General features: G+C 69.9%; 19 protein-coding genes. 17 read left to right on the top strand and 2 right to left on the bottom strand.

Annotation, left to right across the window (positions count from 1 at the left end):
* The first annotated feature begins 34 nt into the window (after positions 1–34).
* The 14 genes from MYL53_RS14080 to ahpF all read left to right on the top strand — a co-directional run bounded on the left by MYL53_RS14080 (position 35) and on the right by ahpF (position 15,791).
* Entirely contained in the window at positions 35–1,096 is a 1,062-nt protein-coding gene (locus MYL53_RS14080) for a protein-glutamate methylesterase/protein-glutamine glutaminase (RefSeq protein ID WP_282103592.1), read from the top strand.
* Between the two features lie 40 nt (positions 1,097–1,136).
* Positions 1,137–2,849 carry a methyl-accepting chemotaxis protein gene (locus MYL53_RS14085; RefSeq protein ID WP_247854580.1) on the top strand — a complete coding sequence of 571 codons (1,713 nt, stop codon included), beginning with the start codon at positions 1,137–1,139 and terminating at the stop codon, positions 2,847–2,849.
* A 67-nt stretch (positions 2,850–2,916) separates the two neighbouring features.
* Positions 2,917–3,306: a chemotaxis response regulator CheY gene (gene cheY / locus MYL53_RS14090; protein WP_247854581.1), complete on the top strand. Its 390-nt coding sequence runs from the start codon at positions 2,917–2,919 to the stop codon at positions 3,304–3,306.
* 48 nt (positions 3,307–3,354) lie between these two features.
* Positions 3,355–4,062 carry a protein phosphatase CheZ gene (cheZ, locus tag MYL53_RS14095; RefSeq protein ID WP_425591760.1) on the top strand — a complete coding sequence of 236 codons (708 nt, stop codon included), beginning with the start codon at positions 3,355–3,357 and terminating at the stop codon, positions 4,060–4,062.
* Between the two features lie 225 nt (positions 4,063–4,287).
* A complete protein-coding gene (flhB, locus tag MYL53_RS14100) occupies positions 4,288–5,454 on the top strand; it encodes a flagellar biosynthesis protein FlhB (RefSeq protein WP_247854583.1) in 1,167 nt (388 codons plus the stop codon).
* The gene (gene flhA / locus MYL53_RS14105) at positions 5,451–7,532 is read left to right on the top strand and encodes a flagellar biosynthesis protein FlhA (RefSeq protein ID WP_247854584.1); all 2,082 of its coding nucleotides are present in this window, start codon (positions 5,451–5,453) and stop codon (positions 7,530–7,532) included. Before flhB ends, flhA begins: the two co-directional genes overlap by 4 nt.
* Positions 7,533–7,537: 5 nt before the next feature.
* Entirely contained in the window at positions 7,538–9,775 is a 2,238-nt protein-coding gene (flhF, locus tag MYL53_RS14110; protein WP_247854585.1) for a flagellar biosynthesis GTPase FlhF, read from the top strand.
* Positions 9,775–10,320, top strand: a complete 546-nt coding sequence (locus MYL53_RS14115; protein WP_247854586.1) for a hypothetical protein — start codon at positions 9,775–9,777, stop codon at positions 10,318–10,320. The genes flhF and MYL53_RS14115 overlap by 1 nt, the downstream gene beginning before the upstream one ends.
* Positions 10,317–10,721 carry a flagellar protein FlhE gene (locus tag MYL53_RS14120; RefSeq protein WP_247854587.1) on the top strand — a complete coding sequence of 135 codons (405 nt, stop codon included), beginning with the start codon at positions 10,317–10,319 and terminating at the stop codon, positions 10,719–10,721. The genes MYL53_RS14115 and MYL53_RS14120 overlap by 4 nt, the downstream gene beginning before the upstream one ends.
* A gap of 39 nt (positions 10,722–10,760) precedes the next feature.
* Positions 10,761–11,465 carry an RNA polymerase sigma factor FliA gene (locus tag MYL53_RS14125; protein WP_247854588.1) on the top strand — a complete coding sequence of 235 codons (705 nt, stop codon included), beginning with the start codon at positions 10,761–10,763 and terminating at the stop codon, positions 11,463–11,465.
* Between the two features lie 234 nt (positions 11,466–11,699).
* The gene (locus MYL53_RS14130; protein WP_247854589.1) at positions 11,700–12,518 is read left to right on the top strand and encodes a motility protein A; all 819 of its coding nucleotides are present in this window, start codon (positions 11,700–11,702) and stop codon (positions 12,516–12,518) included.
* Positions 12,511–13,209, top strand: a complete 699-nt coding sequence (locus MYL53_RS14135) for an OmpA/MotB family protein (protein ID WP_247854590.1) — start codon at positions 12,511–12,513, stop codon at positions 13,207–13,209. The genes MYL53_RS14130 and MYL53_RS14135 overlap by 8 nt, the downstream gene beginning before the upstream one ends.
* A gap of 107 nt (positions 13,210–13,316) precedes the next feature.
* Positions 13,317–13,880 carry an alkyl hydroperoxide reductase subunit C gene (ahpC, locus tag MYL53_RS14140; RefSeq protein WP_247854591.1) on the top strand — a complete coding sequence of 188 codons (564 nt, stop codon included), beginning with the start codon at positions 13,317–13,319 and terminating at the stop codon, positions 13,878–13,880.
* A 357-nt stretch (positions 13,881–14,237) separates the two neighbouring features.
* Positions 14,238–15,791, top strand: coding sequence for an alkyl hydroperoxide reductase subunit F (gene ahpF / locus MYL53_RS14145; RefSeq protein WP_247854592.1), 1,554 nt, complete (start codon positions 14,238–14,240; stop codon positions 15,789–15,791).
* A gap of 107 nt (positions 15,792–15,898) precedes the next feature.
* On the opposite strand, the gene MYL53_RS14150 is transcribed toward ahpF, so the two are convergent.
* Both MYL53_RS14150 and MYL53_RS14155 read right to left on the bottom strand, forming a co-directional pair.
* Positions 15,899–16,462 (bottom strand): DUF1176 domain-containing protein, encoded by a 564-nt coding sequence (locus MYL53_RS14150; protein WP_247854593.1) that lies wholly within the window; start codon positions 16,460–16,462, stop codon positions 15,899–15,901.
* A gap of 80 nt (positions 16,463–16,542) precedes the next feature.
* Complete coding sequence (locus MYL53_RS14155) at positions 16,543–16,989, bottom strand: Rrf2 family transcriptional regulator (RefSeq protein ID WP_247854594.1); 447 nt, start codon at positions 16,987–16,989, stop codon at positions 16,543–16,545.
* A 229-nt stretch (positions 16,990–17,218) separates the two neighbouring features.
* Between MYL53_RS14155 and hemN the strand changes: the two genes are divergently transcribed.
* The 3 genes from hemN (at position 17,219) to MYL53_RS14170 (ending at position 22,942) form a co-directional block, all read left to right on the top strand.
* Positions 17,219–18,610 carry an oxygen-independent coproporphyrinogen III oxidase gene (hemN, locus tag MYL53_RS14160; protein WP_247854595.1) on the top strand — a complete coding sequence of 464 codons (1,392 nt, stop codon included), beginning with the start codon at positions 17,219–17,221 and terminating at the stop codon, positions 18,608–18,610.
* 209 nt (positions 18,611–18,819) lie between these two features.
* On the top strand, positions 18,820–19,506 hold the full coding sequence (locus MYL53_RS14165; protein ID WP_247854744.1) for a hypothetical protein: 687 nt from the start codon (positions 18,820–18,822) through the stop codon (positions 19,504–19,506).
* 202 nt (positions 19,507–19,708) lie between these two features.
* Positions 19,709–22,942: an LAGLIDADG family homing endonuclease gene (locus MYL53_RS14170; RefSeq protein WP_247854596.1), complete on the top strand. Its 3,234-nt coding sequence runs from the start codon at positions 19,709–19,711 to the stop codon at positions 22,940–22,942.
* The last annotated feature ends 241 nt before the right edge of the window (positions 22,943–23,183 follow it).

Below are 23,183 nucleotides of genomic sequence, written 5' to 3' on the forward strand. Positions count from 1 at the left end.
TCCGCCGCCCGCCCGCATGGAGAGGAGATGCCCCTTGAGTGCACCCAGGATCAAGGTGCTGTGCGTCGATGATTCGGCGCTGATACGCGACCTGCTGACCGAGATCATCAACCAGCAGCCCGATATGGAAGTGGTGGCCGTGGCACCGGACCCGCTGGTGGCCCGCGACCTGATCAAGCGTCACGACCCCGACGTCATCACCCTGGACGTCGAGATGCCGCGCATGGACGGCCTCGACTTCCTGGAGCGGCTGATGCGGCTGCGGCCGATGCCGGTGCTGATGGTCTCGTCGCTGACCCAGGCCGGCTCCGAGGTCACGCTGCGCGCGCTGGAGCTCGGGGCGCTGGACTTCGTGGCCAAGCCGTCGCTGGGCATCCGCCACGGCATGCAGGCCTATGCCGACGAGATCGCCGAGAAGCTGCGCGCCGCCGCGCGCTCGCGGCCGCAGCGCGCCCGCCGCCGCGATGCGCCGGCGCCGAAGATGCTCAAGGCGCCGCTGGTGTCGAGCGAGAAGCTGATCATCATCGGCGCCTCCACCGGCGGCACCGAGGCGATCCGCAGCGTGCTGGAGCCGCTGCCGGCGGGCAGCCCGGCGATCCTGATCACCCAGCACATGCCCGGCGGCTTCACGCGCTCCTTCGCCGAGCGCCTCGACCGGCTGTGCCAGATCACGGTCAAGGAGGCCCAGGACGGCGAGCGCATCCTGCCCGGGCACGCCTACATCGCGCCGGGCGACACCCACCTCAGGCTGGCGCGCAGCGGCGCCAACTACGTGGCGCGCCTGGACGACGGGCCGCCGGTCAATCGCCACCGCCCGTCGGTGGACGTGCTGTTCCACTCGGCGGCGACCCAGGCCGGCCGCAACGCCATCGGCGTGCTGCTGACCGGCATGGGCAAGGACGGCGCCGCCGGGCTGCTGGAAATGCGCCAGGCCGGCGCGCCGACCCTGGCCCAGGACGAGGCCAGCTGCGTGGTCTTCGGCATGCCGCGGGAGGCCATCGCCCTGGGCGGGGCCGGCGAGGTGGTCGCCCTGGACGAGGTGGCGCCGCGGCTGCTCACGCTGGTCGCCGCCTCGGGCCGCGCCCAGCGGGTCTGACCCCGATTCTCCACGACTCATCGCCACAGGAGCCGTCACGATGCTCAACGTACTGCGAAACTTCCGTATCAGCCGGGTCGTCAACGGCGTGCTGGCCTGCTTCCTGCTGCTGCTGGTGGTGGTGGCCGGGCTGGGCTGGATGGCCAGCCGCTCGGCCAGCGAGACCCTGAGCACCCTCGATCGGATCAACATCGAGCAGCTCAACGAGATCAACCGCGCCGACGCCCTGCTGACCGGCGCCCTGGTCGACCTGCAGACGGCCTCCGGCCACTTCCTGATGGGCCGCACCAGCCAGGCCGATGACAGCCTGGCCTCGGCCCGGGATCAGATCGATCGCGCCGAGGCGCGCTACGAACACTACGCCAGCGTGCCGCGCACGCCCCAGGGCGAGGCCCTCGGCGCGCGCGTCGAGGAGAACTTCGGCGCGGTGCTGGCGCTGGTTCGCCAGGGCTACGAGACCCTGGACCAGGTCGATACCCAGGGCTTCTCCCAGCTGCGCCAGCGCATGGCCGAGCCCCAGCAGGCGCTGGAAGAGTCCCTGACCGAGTTCGTCCACTACGCCGGCGGTCGCGGCAACAGCCTGATGGCCGACTATGCCGCCATGGAGCAGCGCTTCAGCCTCATCGGGCTGGCCATCCTGGCGCTGGCCGCGGTGATGCTGGGGCTGATCTATCTCGCGCTGCGCCGGCTGCTGGTGCTGCCGCTGCGCCAGGCGGTCGGCAACCTCGAACGCATCGCCGAGGCCGACCTGTCCGCGGAGATCCGGGTGCTGGGCCGCAACGAGATCGGCCAGCTGTTCGCCGCCATGCGCGACATGCAGGGCAACCTGGCCGCCATCGTCGGCGACGTGCGCCAGGGCAGCGGCGCCATCCACGGCCGGGCCCGGGAGATCTCCCGCGGCAACGCCGACCTGTCCTCGCGCACCGAGCAGCAGGCGGCCTCGCTGGAGGAAACTGCCTCCAGCATGGAACAGCTCACCGCCACGGTGCGCCAGAACGCCGACAACTCGCGTCAGGCCAGCGGCCTGGCCCAGGAGGCCACCGGCACCGCCGAGCGCGGCGGCGAGGTGGTCCAGCAGGTGGTGCAGACCATGCACGGGATCGCCGGCAGCTCGCAGAAGGTCGCCGACATCACCGGCGTGATCGACTCGATCGCCTTCCAGACCAACATCCTGGCGCTCAACGCCTCGGTGGAGGCGGCGCGGGCCGGCGAACAGGGCCGCGGCTTCGCCGTGGTGGCCGGCGAGGTGCGCCAGCTGGCCAGCCGCTCCGCCGACGCCGCCAAGGAGATCAAGGCGCTGATCGACGGCTCGGTGGCCCAGGTGCAGGAGGGCTCGGCGCTGGTCGAGCAGGCCGGCTCGACCATGCAGGAAGTGGTCGCCTCGGTGCGCCGGGTGACCGACATCATGGACGAGATCTCGGCCGCCTCTCAGGAACAGAGCGACGGCATCGAGCAGGTCGGCCAGGCCGTCGGCCAGATGGACCAGGTCACCCAGCAGAACGCCAGCCTGGTGCAGGAGGCGGCCTCCGCCGCCGCCGAGCTCGAGGCCCAGGCCACGCGCCTGGAGCAGGCCGTGTCGGTGTTCCGCCTGAGCGGCGGCCAGGCGGCGGCGCTGCCGTCGGCCGGCCAGGACGCACCGCCCCGTCAGACACCGGCGCCGCGCGCCGGGGCCGCACCTCAGTCCCAGGCCCAGCCCGCTCGCCCCGCGCCGCGCGCGGCGGCGACGGCCGAGGACGACTGGGAAGAATTCTGATCACGGCCGGCGGCGAGCCGCCGGCTCCGCAACGCAATCGTCACGACGAGTCAAGAGAGGATCCCCGATGGCGGACAAGAACATGAGCATCCTGGTGGTGGATGACTTCCCGACCATGCGCCGCATCGTGCGCAGCCTGCTCAAGGAACTGGGCTTCACCAACGTCGAGGAGGCCGAGGACGGTCAGGATGCCCTGAACAAGCTCAAGGGCGGCGGCTTCGAGTTCGTGGTCTCCGACTGGAACATGCCGAACCTGGACGGCCTGGAGATGCTCAAGCAGATCCGCGCCGACGATGGCCTCAAGGAGCTGCCGGTGCTGATGGTCACCGCCGAGGCCAAGAAGGAGAACATCATCGCCGCCGCTCAGGCCGGGGCCAGCGGCTACGTGGTCAAGCCCTTCACCTCGGCGACCCTCGAGGAAAAGCTCAACAAGATCTTCGAGAAGCTGGGCATGTGATACCGGCCGGGCCCGCTCGCACGGGCCCGGCAAGCAGGAGAGGCGATGATGAGCAGCGAGACGCAGCCTGGCGACTATCAGGCGAACGGAGACGAACTGGTCCAGCGCATCGGCCACCTGACGCGCATGCTGCGCGACAGCATGCGCGAGCTGGGGCTGGACAAGGAGATCGAGCGGGCCGCGGACGCGATTCCCGACGCTCGCGATCGCCTGAGCTATGTGGCGACCATGACCGAGCAGGCGGCGGAGCGAGCGCTCAACGCCATCGATCGTGCCCAGCCGCTGCAGGACCGCCTCAGCGAAGGCGCCGAGGCGCTGGATGCGCGCTGGGCGGAGTGGTTCGCCGAGCCCAAGGAGCTCGACGAGGCCCGCGAGCTGGTCAAGGACACCCGCGGCTACCTGGCCGAGGTGCCCCAGACGGTCCAGGCCACTCACAAGGAGCTGCTCGAGATCATGATGGCCCAGGACTTCCAGGACCTGACCGGCCAGGTGATCAAGAAGATGATGGACGTCATCCGCGAGATCGAGAGCCAGCTGGTGCAGGTGCTGATCGACAGCGTGCCCCAGGGCGAGACCCGCGACGACATGCAGCGCCGCGCCGACGGCCAGCGCGAGGCCGAGGCCAGGAAGCGTGACGAGGCCAGCAAGCGCAGCGAGGACGGCCTGCTCAACGGCCCGCAGATGAAGCCCGAGGCCGAGGACGTGGTGGCCGACCAGGATCAGGTCGACGACCTGCTCGACCAGCTGGGGTTCTGAGTCATCGCCGAAAAGGCCTGCGTGCGCCGGCCTTTCGGCCGATGACCGGTAGGTGATGGGAGCGCCCTGGCGCTCCCTCCGCCGTGCTTTCTTCCCGCTTCCCCTTTCCGGCAAGCGGCCGAGGCGCGTGGATAAGCCCACGAAAATCGGCCCTTTTCGCCTGACCGTTCCTTCCTTCCTCCCCGGATAATGGCCAGGGTGCGCACGAGTGCCCGGTGAATGGCCATGGCCGACGACAGCAGCGACGACGAGAAGACAGAAGACGCCACGCCCCGACGCCTGGAAAAGGCGCGCGAGGAGGGCCAGGTGGCCCGTTCCCGGGAGCTGGCCACCTTCCTGCTGCTGCTCGGCGGCGTGATCGGTCTCGGCACCCTGGGCAGCACGCTCTTCGAGCTGCTCGGCGGCATCATGGAGCAGGCCTTCCTGTTCGAGCGCCGTCAGGCCATGCAGACCATACCGATGCTGGTCCAGGCCCTGACGCTGGGGCAGCGCGCCCTGGTCGGCCTGCTGCCGCTGCTGCTGCTGCTGGCGGTGATCGCCCTGGTGGCGCCGGCGCTGCTCGGCGGCTGGGTGATCTCGGCCAAGTCGCTCAAGCCCCAGCTCGGCAAGCTCAACCCGCTCAAGGGACTCAAGCGCATGCTGGGCGTCCAGGCGCTGGTGGAGCTCTCCAAGGCCATCGCCAAGGCGCTGCTGGTGGGCAGCGTGGGCGTGGCCTACCTCTACCTGCATCGCGGCGACTTCATGGCGCTGATGAGCATGCCGGTCCACCAGGCCCTGGCGCGGGCCATGTGGATGGCCGCCGAGGCCTGCGGGCTGATGGTGCTGACCCTGCTGGTGGTGATCCTGATCGACGTGCCCTACCAGCTATGGAACCACGCCAAGCAGCTGCGCATGTCCAAGGACGAGGTCAAGCGCGAGCACAAGGAGTCCGAGGGCGATCCTCAGGTCAAGGGCCGCATCCGCCAGCAGCAGCAGGCCATGGCCCGCGGGCGGATGATGAGCCAGGTGCCGGAGGCCGACGTGGTGATCACCAACCCCACGCACTATGCCGTGGCGCTGAAGTACGAACAGACCGGCATGAGCGCGCCGCGGGTGGTGGCCAAGGGCACCGACGCCGTGGCGGCGCGCATCCGCGAGGTGGCCGAGGAGGCCGGGGTGCCGCGCCTGGAGGCGCCGCCACTGGCGCGCTCGCTCTACCACCACGTGGACCTGGAGGCCGAGATTCCGGCCGACCTCTACACCGCGGTGGCCGAGGTGCTGGCCTGGGCCTTCGGCCTCAAGCGCGTGGCCGAGGAGGGCGGCGAGGCCCCGCCGACCCCCGAGAACCTGCCGATTCCGGACGCCGTGGCGGCGCCGGGGCCGGACGATGACACCGACGAGGCACGAGCATGAAGGCCCTGAGCCACTACCTGCCGCGACGCAACCTGATGGCCGACGTGCCGATGAAGCTGCTGGCCGGCCCGCTGCTGATCATCATGATCCTGTCGATGATGATCCTGCCGCTGCCGCCCTTCGCGCTGGACCTGCTGTTCACCTTCAACATCGCCATGGCGGTGATGGTGCTGCTGGTCAGCATGTTCACCCAGAAGCCGCTGGACTTCGCCGCCTTCCCCGCGGTGCTGCTGTTCACCACCCTGCTGCGGCTGTCGCTCAACGTGGCCTCGACCCGGGTGGTGCTGATGAACGGCCACGAGGGCGGCGACGCCGCCGGCAAGGTGATCGAGGCCTTCGGCCAGTTCCTGGTCGGCGGCAACTTCGCCGTCGGCCTGGTGGTGTTCGCGATCCTGGTGATCATCAACTTCATGGTCATCACCAAGGGTGCGGGACGCATCGCCGAAGTGGGCGCTCGCTTCATGCTCGACGCCATGCCCGGCAAGCAGATGGCCATCGACGCCGACCTCAACGCCGGCCTGATCGGCGAGGACGAGGCCCGCCAGCGGCGTTCCGACGTCTCCCAGGAAGCCGACTTCTACGGCTCCATGGACGGCGCCAGCAAGTTCGTGCGCGGCGACGCCATGGCCGGCCTGGTGATCATGGTAGTCAACGTCATCGGCGGCCTGCTGATCGGCCTGCTGCAGTACGACATGGCCTTCGGCGACGCCGCCCGCACCTATGTGCTGCTGACCATCGGCGACGGTCTGGTGGCGCAGATCCCGGCGCTGGTGATCTCCACCGCCGCCGGCGTGACCGTGTCCCGGGTCACCACCGACCAGGACGTCGGCCAGCAGATGATCAGCCAGCTGTTCGTCAATCCCAAGGTCATGATCCTGGCCGCCTGCATCATGGGCCTGCTGGGCCTGGTACCCGGCATGCCCAACCTGGTGTTCCTGCTGTTCACCGCGCTGCTCGGCGGCCTGGCCTGGTGGATGACCCGCCAGCAGGAGCGCCAGCTGGTCGAGGAGCAGACCCAGGCCGCGCCGCCGCCGGCGCCGGAGGCGCCCGAGGCCAGCTGGGACGACGTGCAGCTGGTCGACACCCTGGGCCTCGAGGTCGGCCATCGGCTGATTCCCATGGTCGATGCCCAACAGCAGGGCGAGCTGCTCGGCCGCATCAAGAGCGTGCGCAAGAAGTTCGCCCAGGAGGTCGGCTTTCTGCCGCCGGTGGTGCACATCCGCGACAACCTGGAGCTTGCGCCCAACGCCTACTCGCTGAGCCTCAAGGGCGCCGAGATCGGCCGCGCCGAGGCCTATCCGGGCCGCTGGCTGGCCATCGACCCGGGTCAGGTCTCCGGCGAGCTGTCCGGCACCCCGACCCAGGACCCGGCCTTCGGCCTGCCGGCGGTGTGGATCGATACCGAGCAGCGCGAGCACGCCCAGGTCTACGGCTACACCGTGGTCGACGCCAGCACCGTGGTGGCGACCCACCTCAATCACCTGCTGCACCGCCACGCCGCCGAGATGCTCGGCCGCCAGGAGGTGCAGAAGCTGCTCGACAAGCTGGGAGAGGATCAGAAGTCGCTGGTCGAGGAAGTGGTGCCCAAGGCGATCTCGCTCACCGTGCTGCAGCGCATCCTCCAACACCTGCTCGACGAGGACGTCTCGATCCGCGACATGCGTACCATCCTCGACGCCCTGGCCGAGCACGCGCCCCAGCAGCAGGACCCGGGCGAACTCACCGCCGTGGTCCGCGTGGCACTGGGCCGCGCCATCACCCAGCAGTGGTTCGCCGGCCACGAGACGCTCAACGTCCTGGGCCTGGACGGCCAGCTCGAGCAGGTGCTGCACCAGGCCATGAACGGCAGCGGCGCGCTGGAGCCGGGCCTGGCCCAGACGCTGATGGATCAGGCCGAGCAGGCGCTGAGCCGCCACGAGGCCAGCGGCGAGCCGCCGGTGCTGGTGGTGCAGCACTCGCTGCGCCCGGTGCTGGCGCGCTTCCTGCGCCGCCGCCTGACGCACCTGGTGGTGATGTCCCAGGCCGAGATTCCCGATGACCGGACCCTGAGGGTCACCACCCTGATCGGAGGACAGTGAGCGACATGAGCGTCATGCGATTCGTCGGCGAGACCAGCCGTGAGGCGATGCGCAAGGTGCGCAGCGCCCTGGGCGACGAGGCCCTGATCCTGGCCAACCGGCCCACCGAGACGGGCGTCGAGATCCTGGCCATGGCCGATGACACGGTCGAGGCCATGGCGCCGGCCGAACCGGTGTCGTCGCCGGCCCGTCCGGCGAGCGAGCCGGCTCCCGCGTCGGCGCCCGCCGCCCCCGAAGGCAGCGGCGGCGGCCTGGAGGCGATGAGCGAGCGGCTGCTGCGCGAGATGCAGGAGATGCGTGCGCTGCTGGCCCGAGAATCCGCGCCGCCCGCCGCCCCGGCGACATCGCCGGCCGCCGGCCGCGAGGCGCTGGCCGGGACCCTGCGCGATGCCGGCTTCGGCCGCGTGGTGATCGACGAGCTGCTCCAGGGCCTGCCGGCCGAGCTGACCGGTGCCGAGGCCGATCCCGCCGAGGCCCAGGCCTGGCTGAGCCGCCGCCTGGCCGGCCGCCTGCCGGTGGGCATCGACCCCGAGACCTTCCTCGACGCGCCCGGCATCCTGGCGCTGGTCGGCCCCACCGGGGTCGGCAAGACCACCACCACCGCCAAGCTGGCCGCGCGCTGCGTGCAGCGCCACGGCGCCGAGCACGTCGCCCTGGTCACCACCGACGGCTTCCGCGTCGGCGCCCACGAGCAGCTGCGCATCTACGCCGAGCTGCTCGGGGTGCCGCTGCACGCGCTGTCGCCGGAGCAGTCCATGGACGCGCTGCTGGCCGAGCTCGCCGGCCGGCGCTGGATCATCATCGACACCGTCGGCATGAGCCAGCGCGACCGCCGCATCATCGCCCAGGCGTCCCAGCTGCAGGGCGGCGCCGAGCGGGTGCGCATGCTGCTGGTGCTCAACGCCGCCAGCCAGCCGGGCACGCTGGAGGAAGTGGTCACTCACTATCGACAGGCCGCCCGGGCCGCGGGCGTGGCCCTCGACGACTGCCTGCTGACCAAGCAGGACGAGGCCGGCCAGCTGGGCCCGGCGCTGGACACCCTGATTCGCCACGGCCTGCGGCTGCGCTACGTCTCCACCGGCCAGCGGGTGCCGGAGGACCTGGCGCCCGCCGAGGCCGCGCCGCTGGTCGAGGCCGCCCTGGCGGCGGCGCGGCCCGGCGACGACCTGCCCGCGGCCAGCGTGAAGAGCGCTCGCCCCGACACCGATGCGCTGCTCGGCCAGGGCCGCCGCCTCGGCGCCCTGCTGGCCACGCTGCGTCGCCGGCTGACCGGCTTCGCCACCCTCGAGGCCGCCTGGGACCTGAGCGCGCTGCCCGTCTGCCTGCAGGAGGACCACCTCACGCGCCTGCTGGACGCGCCGCCGGAGCGCGCCGGCATGCTGTGGGCGGCGCGCCGCTCGCTGCCCGGCGCCGACTGGGCGATGCCCGACCTGGGCATCGACGACCGCGGCGGCTGGGTGGTGCTGCCCGACCTGCAGCATCGCCAGCCGGCGGGCTGGCCGGCGCGGCTCGGCCAGGCGCGGGAGCGGCAGGGTGTGGCCGTGCATCTGCTGCCCGGCCTGCCCGACGCCGAGTCCTGGCTGTGGCTGGACGAGGCCCGCGCACCCTGGCTCGGCCAGGTGCGCCCCGCCCAGCGTGTCGTCCACGACGGCGAGCGTCGCTCGCTGTCGAGCCTCGAGCCGCTGGCCGAGGCCGCCGAGACCCGCGATGCGCGCTTCCGCGGCCAGGCCGTGCGCGTCCACTTCGCGCGCCTGGCGGTGGAGGCCGGCCCCGGCGGCCCCGGCGGCCCCGGCGGCCGCCGCGGCCCCGCCGCTTCCTGCGCCATGACCGCCTGGTTCGCCGGTCTGGTGGACCCGGAAAGCGGCCGCGTGCTGGCGCGGCGCCTGTGGCTGACGCCGCTGCCGGCCACCGCCGACGTGCTGCCGCTGCTGATCGCCCAGCTCCACGGCGAGGCCCTGCCGCGACAGGCGCGCCGCGCCTGGGAGCGGCTGACGACGCTGCTGCCGGCCGACACCGACCGCGAGGTGCGCCAGCTGCTGGCCGCCGGCCTGGCAGCCGCGGCCGGCCATCTCGACCAGTCCTCCGATGACGAGGCCGAGGAGGTCCGCGGCGACCTGCTGGCGCTGCTGGGCGGCCGTCGCCGTCGCCGCGAGAGCGCCCTGCTGGAGGCGCTGCTGCAGCTGCTGACCGCGCGCGATGCCATTCGCCACGTCGGCGCCGCCGGCCTGGAGGGGCTGCGGTGATGGCCGGCGACCAGGCCGCGGGGCTGCGCGCCTGGGCGGCCAGTCTCGAGCGCCCGGCCGCCGAGGCCGGAAGCGACCCCGTGCCTGAGCCGGCGACCGCCGTGACGTCAGACACAGGGGCATCGGACATCGGCGCATCTCGGATCGAGTCGGTCGAGGCGCCGCTGACCACCCTGATGGTGGTGGGGCTGCCGAGCACCGCGCCGGAACAGGCCGAGCGCGTGACCGCGCTGCTCGACCACTGGGCCGAACGGGGCCGGCGCTGGGTTGGCGACCCGCGCGGCTGGAAGGTGGTGCCGCTGGCCGCCTCGAGCCCGCACCTGGCGGTGCTGGCGCAAGAGCAGCCGCGCTGGGCGCTGTGGGTAGGCCCCGACGGCGAGGCCTTTCGCCGCGCCCTGGGCGTGCTCGGCCGGCTGGCGGAGGGCGGTGGGCCGCGGCGGCTGATCGCCGTGCATCCGCCGGGGATGCCGCGTCGCGGGCTGCTCGACAACCTGTGCCAGGCCGCCCGGCACTACTTCGGCATCGACCTGCTGGTGGTGGCATGAGACGCCGCGCCGCGCCCGGCCTTCTCGCCGGTCTGCTGCTGAGCGTTCTGTCCGACCTGACGCCGGCGGCTTGGGCCGGCGGCAGCTGGGTAGCCGAGGCGCCCGCGGTGCGCGCCGCGATCGTCGGCCGCGAGGCCGCCAGCGAGGCGCTGACGCCGCCCGCCGGCACCGAGGGCCGCATCCGCGAGGTGCGCTGGCGCTTCCGCACGCCGCCCGGCAAGGGCTGGCAGGCGCGGCTCTGTCACCCGGCCGGCTGCGTGGCGCTGCCGGCCGCCCGCGGGCGCAGCTCGGTCCTGGCGGGACTGCCCGCCGGCGAGCCGCTGAGATTTCGCTTCTCGCCGCTGCCGGGGCAGGCCCCGCTGGCGGTCGAGGAGCTGCAGGTGATCGTGAACTTCCAGTAAGGCCGAAGGCCCGTGAGAGCAGAGAGGCGAGGCTGAGCCATGTACACAGCACAAGGCAAGATCGAACAGGATGCGCTGCTGAATGACTACCTGCCGCTGGTGCGCCGTCAGGCGCTGGCGCTGCAGGTGCGCCTGCCGGCGAGCATCGAGCTGGACGACCTGATCCAGGCCGGTACCGTGGGCCTGCTGGAGGCGCTGGGGCGCTTCGATTCGGCCCAGGGCGCGAGCTTCGCCACCTTCGCCAGCCAGCGCATCCGCGGCGCCATGCTCGACGAGCTGCGCAGCCGCGACTGGCTGCCGCGCAGCGTGCGGCGTAACGCCCGGGCCGCCGACGAGGCCGCCCGCCGGCTCGAGCAGGAGCTGGGGCGCCCGGCCGAGGAGAGCGAGATCGCCGCGGCCCTGGAGATGGACCTCGAGAGCTATCGCCGGCTGCTCAGCGATACCAACAGCGGCCAGCTGTTGCCCTTCGAGGAGCTGATGGCCGAGGGCGGCGAGGGCCGGCTGCTGGAGGACGGCGTCGCCGAGACGCCCTTCGCCCGGCTGATCGACCACCAGCAGCGCACCCAGCTGGTGGAGGCGATCGAGGCGCTGCCGGAGCGCGAGAAGCTGCTGATGGCGCTCTACTACCAGGAAGAGCTCAATCTCAAGGAGATCGGCGCCGTGCTCGGCGTCACCGAGTCCCGGGTCTGCCAACTGCACAGCCAGGCGGTGGGGCGACTGCGCGGGAAGCTGCGCGACAACTGACCGCATCAATATCGGCCGGCTCGGGCCGATAGCCATCCATCGGGATGGCGACACGGCACGGAGGCGATGAGCTTTCCCGACGCCAGACCGCTGCGAGGGCGCTGTGAACCCTTCCCTGGGCGCTAACTTTTGCCATCCATGGCAAAAACCCCTCGCATCGGCCTGTCCCCGGCGCTCATCGCCCCGGCTTGTGCATCACCTACTACAACCGTCGAAACGCGACAGGGAGCCTTCATGAATCCGTCCACGCTGATCGGGATCCTGGCCAGCATCGTGATGCTGGCGAGCGTCCTGCTGTTCACCGCCGAGTCGCCGCAGAGCTTCGTCAACCTGCCGGGCCTGGCCATCGTGCTGGCCGGCACCCTGGCCGCGACCTTCATCAGCTATCCGCTCAAGGAGGTGGTGCGGGTGGTGCGCCTGGTGGGTATCGTCTTCCGCCGCGAGAACACCTACATCCGCGACGACATCAAGGAGCTGGTGGACATGTCGCGGCTGTGGTTCAAGGGCGACGTGCGGGCCGTGGAGGCGGCCCTGGAGCAGGCCCGCAATCCCTTCCTGCGCACCGGCATCCAGCTGGTCATCGCCAACACCAAGGAAGAGGAGATCTTCGACCTGCTGCGCTGGCGCATCGCCCGGCTCAAGGCCCGCGAGCACGCCGAGGCGCAGATCTTCCGCACCATGGCCACCTATGCCCCGGCCTTCGGCATGATCGGCACCCTGGTGGGATTGGTGAACATGCTCGAGGTGATGCAGGCCGGCGACCTCGATGTCATCGGCCCGCGCATGGCGGTGGCGCTGCTCACGACCTTCTACGGCATCCTGCTGGCCAACCTGGTGTTCAAGCCGATCGCGGTGAAGCTCGAGCGGCGCACCGAGGAGCGCCTGATCGCCATGAACATGGTGCTCGAGGGCATCTCGCTGATCACCAAGCGGCGCCTGCCGTCGTTCATCGAGGAGACGCTCAACTCCTTCGTCGCCAATTATCACGACGAGATCCGCGATGCGGCGCGGCCGGCCATGCCGGACGACGAGGAGGCCGGGCAGCGTGCTTGACCGCGACACCCGCCAGGCGCTGGCGCCGCCGGAGCAGGGCGGCGAGGAGGGCGAGAGCTGGCTGATGAGCTATCTCGATGTATTGACCCTGCTGATCACCCTGTTCGTGCTGCTGCTGTCCATGAGCAGCCTGTCCACGGCCGACGGTGAGGGCGACGGCGAGGTCGCCGCGCCGGCCATGCGCGCCGCGCTGGCCGTGGGCGAGGGCCTGAAGCCTCGCCATGCGGGGCTACAGCCACGCTTCCAGGGGCTCGGCATGGACGGCGTCAGCGTCGAGCGCACCCATCAGGGGCTGACGCTGCGTATCGAGGACCGGCTGCTGTTCGACAGCGGCCGCGCCCGGGTGACCGAGGGCGGCCGGCAAGTGCTGTCGCGCCTGGCCGAGCGGCTGGTCGACCTCGGCGGCGAGATCTCGGTGGAGGGCCACACCGACAGCCTGCCGATCGCCACCTCGCGCTTCCCCTCCAACTGGGAGCTTTCCACCGGGCGCGCCAGCGCCGTGGTGCGCGCGCTGGCTGAAGCGGGCGTAGCGCGGGACAGCCTGCGGGCCATCGGCTACGCCGATACCCGGCCCCTGGCGGCCAACGACGACGCCGAGGGGCGGGCCGCCAATCGCCGCGTCGAGCTGGTATGGCGGGCGCCCGAGCCCGGCCCTGAGGCGATCTCTGACCGTGCGGCGGCCATCGATTAGCCCTTGGCTATCACTTGTATCGCCCTATTCAATTTAACCAATGAAGGGGGCCTGGGTATTCTGATCGCGTCTTCACCACACATCCCCTCAATCAGGAGAAAGACGCGATGTCCCTGCTCAACACCGAAGTCAAACCGTTCAACGCCACCGCCTATCACAACGGCGATTTCGTCGAGGTCAGCGAAGAGAGCCTGAAGGGCCAGTGGAGCATCTTCTTCTTCTACCCGGCCGACTTCACCTTCGTCTGCCCGACCGAGCTCGGCGACCTGCAGGACAACTACGAGGCCTTCAAGGCGCTGGGCGTCGAGATTTACGGCGTGTCCACCGACACCCACTTCACCCACAAGGCCTGGCACGACAGCTCCGAGACCATCAACAAGCTGCAGTACCCGATGCTGGCCGACCCGACCCACGTCGTATCGCGCAACTTCGAGGTGCTGATCGAGGACGCCGGCATCGCCGACCGCGGCACCTTCGTCGTCGACCCGGACGGCAAGATCCAGATCATCGAGCTGAACGCCGGCAACATCGGCCGTAACGCCGAAGAGCTGCTGCGCAAGGTCAAGGCCGCCCAGTACGTCCGCGCCAACCCCAACGAGGTCTGCCCGGCCAAGTGGGAAGAAGGCGAAGAGACCCTGGCTCCTTCGCTGGATCTGGTCGGCAAGATCTAAGGACACGCCGATTTATTGCTGCGCTCGATATTCTGGCCGCCGGCGGTGCTCGGAATCCTCATGTAGCAGGCTACACTCCGGTTCCTGCGCTCCGGCGACGGCCAGCCTCTCATCGCTCGCGACATAAATCAGCACATCCTTAAACGCATTGATGTTACGCGGAGCTGTCTCCGCGCCCTTTACCCCGCCGAGGCGCTGTGCCTCGATCGCCCAACCAGTCGCGCAAGCGAGATCGGGACATCGTCCCGGCGGGGCCCGATTCCGGTTTTTCCTGACACGCTCCCGGGCGCGAGGCTTCGCGACCCGCCCGGGGAAGTCGTGTCTACGAGTCACTTATCATCAAGGATTGCCGCCGTTATGTTGGACGACTCTCTTAAGCAACAGCTGAAAGCCTATCTCGGCAAGGTCACGCGCCCCTTCGAGTTGGTCGCCACCCTGGATGACGGCGCCAAGTCCAAGGAACTGCACGCCCTGCTCGAGCAGATCGCGGGCCTTTCCGACAAGATCACCCTGTCCACCGAGGGCCGCGACGAGCGTTCTCCGTCCTTCGCCCTGCATCGCGACGGCGAGCCCACCGGCGTGGTCTTCGCCGGCATCCCCATGGGACACGAGTTCACCTCGCTGGTGCTGGCGCTGCTGCAGGTGGGCGGCCATCCGCCCAAGGCCAGTGACGAGGTCATCGAGCAGATCCGCTCCCTCGACGCCGACCTGCACTTCGAGACCTATTTCTCGCTGTCGTGCCAGAACTGCCCGGACGTGGTCCAGGCGCTGAACCTGATGGCGATCCTGAACCCGCGCATCTCCCACGATGCCATTGACGGCGCCCTGTTTCAGGACGAGGTCGAGGCCCGCGAGGTGATGTCGGTGCCGAGCGTGTTCCTCAACGGCGAGACCTTCGATCAGGGCCGCATGAGCCTCGAGCAGATCCTGGCCAAGGTCGACACCGGCGCCGTCGAGCGCGAGGCCGCCAGGCTCAGCGAGAAGCCGGCCTTCGATACGCTGATGATCGGCGGTGGGCCGGCCGGCGCCGCGGCGGCGGTCTATGCGGCGCGCAAGGGCATCCGCACCGGCGTGGCCGCCGAGCGCTTCGGCGGCCAGGTGCTGGACACCCTGTCGATCGAGAACCTGATCTCGGTGCCGCACACCGAGGGCCCCAAGCTGGCCGCGGCGCTGGAGGAGCACGTCAAGGAATACGACGTCGACATCATGAACCTGCAGCGCGCCGTCGAGCTGGTCCCGGGCGAGCCGGGCGGCGAGCACGAGGTGCGCTTCGAATCCGGTGCCAGCCTCCGGAGCAAGACCCTGGTGCTGGCCACCGGTGCCCGTTGGCGCGAGATGAACGTGCCGGGCGAGGCCGAGTACCGCAACAAGGGCGTGGCCTACTGCCCGCACTGCGACGGCCCGCTGTTCAAGGGCAAGCGCGTGGCGGTGATCGGCGGCGGCAACTCCGGCGTCGAGGCGGCCATCGACCTGGCCGGCATCGTCGGCGAGGTCACGCTGATCGAGTTCATGGACGAGCTGCGCGCCGACGAGGTGCTGCAGAAGAAGCTCTCAAGCCTGCCCAACGTCGAGGTGATCAAGGGCGCGCGCACCACCGAGGTCAACGGTGACGGCAACCGCGTCACGGGCCTGACCTATGAGGAGCGCGCCTCCGGCGAGCTGCGCGAGCTGGCCCTCGAGGGCGTCTTCGTGCAGATCGGCCTGGTGCCCAACACCGAGTGGCTGAAGGATTCGCCCATCGAGCTCTCCGAGCGCGGCGAGATCGTGGTCGACGAGCGCGGCATGACCTCGGTGCCGGGCATTTTCGCCGCCGGCGACGTCACCACCGTGCCCTACAAGCAGATCGTCATCGCCATGGGCGAAGGCTCCAAGGCCGCCCTGGGCGCCTTCGATCACCTGATCCGCAGCTGATCGCCCGCCGTTCGTGCCTGACGCCCTCGCCGTACCGCGGCGCGGGCGTTCTGCGTTGGGCGAGAGGACATCGGTGGCAGGAATCGGTGGCAGGATACCGAGCGCCCTCACTCCGCGCGGCAGAGCGTCTCCATGCGGGTCAGCGCGGCGTCGGCGCCGTTCAGACTGAGGACCAGGAACCAGTAGTCGTCCTCGGCGCGGTGGATGCGCAGGCGAAGCGTATCGCCGTCGCGGATCTCGTCGAGCACGGCGTCGGTGTCGGGCAGCGTGAAGCGCACGTAGAAGCCGCTGTCGCCGCGCTCGGTGATGAAGTCGGCCTGGCCCTGGTGGACCCAGCCCCGGTCGATCAGCAGGTCCGCCGGCACCCGGTTGACGGTCGCGGACTCGGCCTGGACCTCGCCGAGCTCGACGCGCAGCGCCAGCCAGGGCCGGTCGCATGCGCCCGGCGTGGCGTTGACGCTGAACACGCTGTCGGCGTAGCTGTGCTGCTCGATGGCGCGCGCGTGGCGCTCGTCGCCCAGCCGTAGCACCAGTGAGTGCCAGTCGTCGTGGGCCCGGGCGTCGCCGACGTTGAAGCTGCCGGCTGGCGCGGAGGTGGCGAGGCCGAAGGCCAGCAGGGCGACCAGGCCGGCGAGCGGCCGATGAGAACGAAGAAGGCGTGTGAGGAGCATGCGGACATCCCTGACCGTGGCGTGTCGGAGCCTGGCATTGTCCGAGAAGTCGCGCCGCGCGTCGACGCCCGCTGGCGCATTCAGGAGGCGGCGTCCTCGATATTCAGCAGCGTGATCAGCTCGGCGCGCTGCTGGCCCAGCAGGTCGGCGAGGGTGTAGCGGTCGAGCACTGCCACGAAGGCCGCCAGGGCCTCGCCGAGGATCGGCTTCAGCCGGCAGGCGGGGGTGATGACGCAGCCGTTGTCGTCGCGGAAGCACTCGACCAGGCCAAGGTCGGGCTCGATGTCGCGGATCAGCCCGCCCAGGGGGATCTCGTCGGGCGCCCGGTTCAGCAGCAGTCCGCCGTGCTTGCCGCGAGTGGCGTGCAGATAGCCGAGCCGGTTGAGCTCCTGCACCACCTTCATCAGGTGGTTGCGGGAGATGGCGAAGCGCTCGGCGATCTCGGCGATGGTGGCGCGCTCCTCGCCCTTCACGGCCAGGTAGATCAGCACGCGCAGGGAATAGTCGGTGAAGTGGGTCAGGCGCATACCATTCTCCGGGCGCGGCGAGACAGACAGAAGGGGCTTCAGGGTGATTCTATCACGCCCATGCCGAGGTTCCGGCGAGGCCGATTGCCGCAACGGGTCGTGGGCGAGGCGTCGGCTTGACCGGCATCAACATCGCGGCGGACGGCGTCAACGGCCGTGAACGGGGCTGGCATAATGCGCGCAGGCGGCGACGGCGCGGGCCGTCGCCAGCGTTTCCGGAGGTCCGATCATGCCCCAGTCCGAGCCCCAGCCGTTCATCCGTCCCCTCGTCGAGAAGTACGACCGCCCCGGGCCGCGTTATACCTCCTATCCCACGGCACCGCAGTTCCAGGCCGCCTTCGCCGAGGACGACTATCGGGATCAGGCCGCGGAGAGTCATCGCGTCGCCGCGCCCAGGCCGCTGTCGGTCTACGTGCACGTGCCGTTCTGCGAGCGCCTCTGCTACTACTGCGCCTGCCACAAGATCGTCACCCATCGCCGCGAGCGGGCGGCGGAGTATCTTGCCCTGCTGAAACGCGAGATCGCCCTGCAGGCGGCGCTCTTCGACAGTGAGCGCGCGCTGGCCCAGCTGCACCTGGGCGGCGGTACGCCCACCTATCTGAACAATGCCCAGCTCGGCGAGCTGATGGACGCCCTGGCGGCGGCCTTTCGCTTCGCGCCGCCCGAGGCCCGGGAGTTCTCGCTGGAGGTGGACCCGCGCACCGTGACCCCGGCGCAGCTGCATGAGCTGCGTGGGCTGGGCTTCAATCGCCTGAGCTTCGGCGTGCAGGACTTCGATCCCGAGGTGCAGGCGGCGGTCAACCGCGTCCAGGGCGAGGCCGAGGTGGCCGCCCTGATGACGGCCGCCCGGGACGCCGGCTTCCACTCGGTGAGCGTCGATCTGATCTACGGCCTGCCGCGCCAGACCTTGGCCAGCTTCGCTGCCACCCTCGACAAGATCGTCGCCCTGCGGCCGGATCGCATCGCCACCTACAGCTACGCCCACCTGCCCGAGCGCTTCAAGGCCCAGCGACTGATCCGCGACGAGGACATGCCGCCGCCCGAGCGCAAGCTCGAGCTGCTGGAGTTGACCATTCGCCGGCTGACCGCGGCCGGCTACGTCTATATCGGCATGGACCACTTCGCGCTGCCCGACGACGAGCTGGTCCTGGCGCAGCGCGGGGGCACCCTGCAGCGCAACTTCCAGGGCTACTCCACCCACGCCGACTGCGACCTGATCGGGCTCGGCGTCAGCGCCATCGGCAAGGTCGGCGACGGCTACAGCCAGAACGTCAAGGAGATCGCCGCCTATCGCGAACGGCTCGAGGCCGATCGGCTGCCGGTGGTGCGCGGCTACCGCCTCGACGACGAGGATCGCCTGCGCCGCGACGTCATCCACGCCCTGATGTGCCACGGTCGCGTCGATATCGACGCCATCGAGGAGTGCCACGGCATCGACTTCGCCACCCACTTCGCCGACGCCCTCGAGGCGCTGGCGCCGATGCGCGACGACGGCCTGATCACGCTGGGTGAGCGTCGCCTCGAGGTGCGCCCGGCGGGGCGGCTGATGCTGCGCAACTTGGCCATGGCCTTCGACGCCTATCTGGGCAGCGGCGCGGTGCGCTACTCGCGGACCGTCTGAGGCGCTTGTCGAGGCGCCGTGATCAGCCGGTACGATTTTTCTGCCGTCGGCGAGGCATGCACATGGCTGATGCCGCCGCGCCGATAATCAGCAGGCCTTCCGATGGTGAATCCCGCTCCCTGTGACGATGCTAGAGACGAGTGTAACAAAATGTTGTCTGGCATCATGCAGCGCCGACGGCTCGGCCGGCGGCGGGGGAGGGGGTCGAGATGCAAGGGTTCAAGTTGGCGGCCCTGGCCGTCGCCGTGGGCTGCCTGTCAGCCGCCGGAGTGCAGGCGCAGTCGCAGCTCGAGAGCGGGGGCAGCCCACTCTCGGAGAATGAAATGTCGGGCATCGCCAACGACCGGCTGACCGAGCCGGCCGCGCCGCAGGCGGTCTCCGACGACGAGCTCGATGCGCTGCTCCGTGATCTGCCGGCCCCGGCCGCGGGCGGTGGCGGCGGTGGCTGCGGTGGCGGGCTGCTGGAAGGATGCGATGGCGTCTTCCTGAATGCCGTCGTCACGGTGCCGGCGACAGAGGTGATTCCCGCGCCGACCGTTCCGACCACGCCGACGAGCGCGCCCACCACGCCGACGGATGACGGTGACGACGGCGGCGACGATCCCGGCGATGATGCCACCGGTGGCGGAGGTGGCTCCGGTGGCGGCTCGGGCGGAGGTGGCGGCGGCTCAGGTGGAGGCAGCGGTGGCGGTTCGGGCGGAGGCGGCTCAGGCGGTGGCTCCGGTGGCGGTAGCGGGGGCGGTTCCGGCGGTGGCTCGGGGGGAGGCAGCGGGGGCGGCTCTGGCGGTTCCGGAGGTGGCGGCAACGGCGGTAGTGCCGGCGGGGGCGGTGGCCCCGGCGGTTCCGGCTCCGGGGCCGGCGGTGGTCCGGGAGGCGGCGCCGGCGGCGGCTTCTGACGCGCGCGGCCCGCGGTTCAACGTGGCGCCCGACCCTCGAGGTCGGGCGCCTTGCGTTTGGCCCGCCGCTCGCGCCCATGACCTATATCATGTGTGTTGAGAATGGTTTTCTTCTATATATGGTAGTGAAGCTTCGATCCGGCATGAGCGCGGCGCCGATGACGCGCGACCGCGAACGTTCTCACCTCACGAGAGAGATCCGATGCGCACCACCTCTGCCAGGGAAACCGCCCGCCTCGACGAGGTGCCGATGCAGGCGCCTTCCCTCGACATCTGGGACAGCAAGTATCGCCTCAAGGATCGACACGGCCGGCCGGTAGACGCCGACCCCGCCGCCACCCGGGAGCGCGTGGCCCGGGCGCTGGCCGCGGTGGAGGAAGACGCCGAGGCCTGGCTGCCCCGGTTCCGCTGGGCGCTGGACAACGGCGCCATTCCCGCCGGGCGCATCGTCGCCAACGCCGGGGCGGAGGCCGTCAAGCCGGCGGTCAGCCTGATCAACTGCACGGTGTCGCGCACCCTCCACGATTCGATGCGCGACATCCTCGAGGGCGTGGTGGAGGCCGGCATGACCCTCAAGGCGGGCTGCGGCATCGGCTATGACTTTTCTACCCTGCGCCCCCGCGGCGCCTTCGTGTTTGGCGCCGGCGCCGGCACCAACGGCCCGCTGGCGTTCATGGATATCTACGACAGGATGTGCTTCACCGTGGCCTCGGCGGGCGGGCGCCGTGGCGCCCAGATGGCGACCTTCGACGTCGGCCATCCGGACGTGCAGAGCTTCATCGAGGCCAAGCGCGAGTCCGGCCGGCTGCGCCAGTTCAACCTCAGCCTGCTGATCACCGACGAGTTCGTGGAGGCGGTGCGCACCGACGCCGACTGGCCGCTGGCCTTCCCGCTGCATCCCGCCGAGAAGGACGACGTCGACGACAGCGAGCTGGTCTACCGCGACTGGCCGGCCATCGAGGAGGGCTACACCCTCGACGCCGAGGGGCGGGTGGCCTGCCGCGTGGTCGAGACGATCCGCGCCCGCGAGCTGTGGGACACCATCATGCTTTCCACCTACGACTACGCCGAGCCGGGCTTCATCCTGATCGACCGGGTCAACCGCATGAACAATAACTGGTTCTGCGAGGAGATCCGCGCCACCAACCCGTGTGTCACGGCGGATACGCGGCTGCATACCCAGTTCGGCCAGGTGCCCATCGGCGATCTGTACCGACGCGGCGATGACCTGCAGGTGACGGTCGACAAGCGAGCGCTATGTACCGGCGATCGAGGCGTCGAGACGCGTCCGGCGGTGCCGGCCTTCATGACTGCGAGGCAGGCCGATGTCTACCGGGTCACGACGCGTGAGGGGTACGAGATCAAGGCCACCGAATGGCACGAGTTCTATACCCAGCGCGGCAAGATTCCGTTGAAGGACCTGAGGGTCGAGGATCGGCTGTGGGTGCAGTCCGGCAAGGGCCAGTTCGGCGATCAGGGCGACGAGCGCCTCGGTGTTCTGCTCGGCCTGATCGCCGGCGACGGCCACTTTACGCATCGTGGCAACGGCCACGAGGCGGTGATCGTCAATTTCTGGGAAAGTGATCGCACGCTGGCCGATATCACGGCCGACTACATCAACGAGCTGATCGCGGACTCCGCCAAGACCTCGCGTCGCTATCGCGTGGCGCCGGTCGCCGTGGCCGAACGCCGCCACGTCTTCATTCGCTCGGTGATTCTGGCGCGCCTGCTGGCGCATTACGGTTTCACGCGCGATACCAAGCTTAAGGTGCCGGAAGTGGTCTGGCGAGGCACCGAGGAATGCGTCAAGGGCTATCTGAGAGGCCTCTTTCAGGCGGATGGCACCGTCAATATCTCTGCCAGGAGCAACAGCTGCTCGATCCGGCTCGCCTCGAGTCAGGCGAGCCTGCTGAAGGACGTCCAGGCCCTGCTCGCCAATCTGGGCGTGTTCAGCCGCATTCATCAGCGGCGTGAGGCGGGGACTCGCGTGCTGCCGGATGGCAAGGGAGGCACTCGGGAATATGAGTGCCAGGCCGATCATGAGCTGATCATCGACGGGCAGTCGCGAGAACGCTTCATGCAGGACGTGGGCTTCCTGCTCGACGACAAGAACGAAAAGTACCGGAGCTGGGTGAAGGACAAGCGGCTGCTCAAGACCCAGAGCTTCATGGCCACGGTCGCCGACATCGAGCACGTGGGCCGTGAAGACGTCTACGACACCACCCAGGTCGACAGGAATGCGGTCATCTTCAATGGGTTGGTCACAGGGCAGTGCGGCGAACAGCCATTACCGCCCGAGGGCGCCTGCTTGCTGGGCTCGATCAACCTGACGCGCTTCGTGCTCGAGCCCTTCGGCGAGGCGCCGCGCTTCGACTGGGAGCGCTACCGCCGGGTGGTGGCGATCTTCACCCGCATGCTCGACAACGTGGTGGAGATCAGCGGCCTGCCGCTCGACGGCCAGCGCCGCGAGATCGAGGCCAAGCGCCGCCACGGCATGGGCTTCCTGGGGCTGGGCTCGGCGTTGACCATGCTCAAGCTGCCCTACGGCTCGCCGGAGTCGCTGGCCTTCACCGAGGAGGTCAGCCGGGTGCTGGCGGTCGAGGGCTGGAAGCAGGCCCTGGCGCTGGCCAAGGAAAAAGGCATGGCGCCGGTGCTGGCCGAGTCGTTCGAGCTGACGCCGCGCATGCTGCGCGAGCGGCCGGAGCTCAAGCAGGACGGCTATCAGGCCGGCGACCGGGTGCCGGGGCGGATCCTGCACGCCCGCTACAGCCGCTACATGCAGAAGGTCGCCGAGGTCGAGCCCGAGCTGGTGGCCGAGCTCGCCGAGCACGGCGCGCGCTTCACCCATCACAGCTCCATCGCGCCCACCGGCACCATCTCGCTGTCGCTGGGCAACAACGCCTCCAACGGCATCGAGCCGTCCTTCTCGCACCGCTACTTCCGCAACGTCATCCGCGCCGGACGCAAGACCAAGGAGCAGATCGAGGTGGTCTCCTTCGAGCTGGCCGCCTATCGACATGTCGTCGCGCCCGAGGCGGTGGAGAGCGACCTGCCGGACTACTTCGTCACCGCCGACGGCGTCTCGCCGGAGCAGCACGTGGCGGTGCAGGCCGCGGCCCAGGCCTGGATCGACTCGGCGATCTCCAAGACCGTCAACGTGCCCACCGACTTCGCCTACGAGGACTTCCAGAACCTTTACCTGACGGCCTACGACAGCCGGCTCAAGGGCTGCACCACCTTTCGCTTCAACCCCGAGGCCTTCCAGGGCGTGCTGGTGCGTGAAGACGACCTCAAGAACACCGTCTACGTCTTCGAGCTGGAGAACGGCGAGCGCCTGGAGCTGTCCGGCGACGAGACGGTCATCTACGAGGGCGAGGAGCACACCGCGGCGAACCTGCACGAGGCGCTCAAGGAAGGCACCTATGGCAAGTGGTAGGCCGATGCTCGCTCAGTTGCCTGTTGCGAGGCGCGCCGGGGGCAAGTCGAAGAGGAGGTCCTGCGCCATGGGTGAGGAGCACTGCTCCGAACGGGTTGGCCAGGGAAGGCCAACCCAGGCCCTGCAAGCGAAGCAGGACGCGGGAGCGCCGCAGGGCGCCGGTAGCGTACAGGGAGGTATTTACAGCGCCTCCTCGCTGGTCCGGCACCCCGGGACTTGTTGCCGGATCAGCGCCGAGCAG

The sequence above is a fragment of the Halomonas getboli genome (assembly GCF_023094245.1).
GTDB classification, from domain to species: Bacteria; Pseudomonadota; Gammaproteobacteria; order Pseudomonadales; family Halomonadaceae; genus Halomonas; species Halomonas getboli.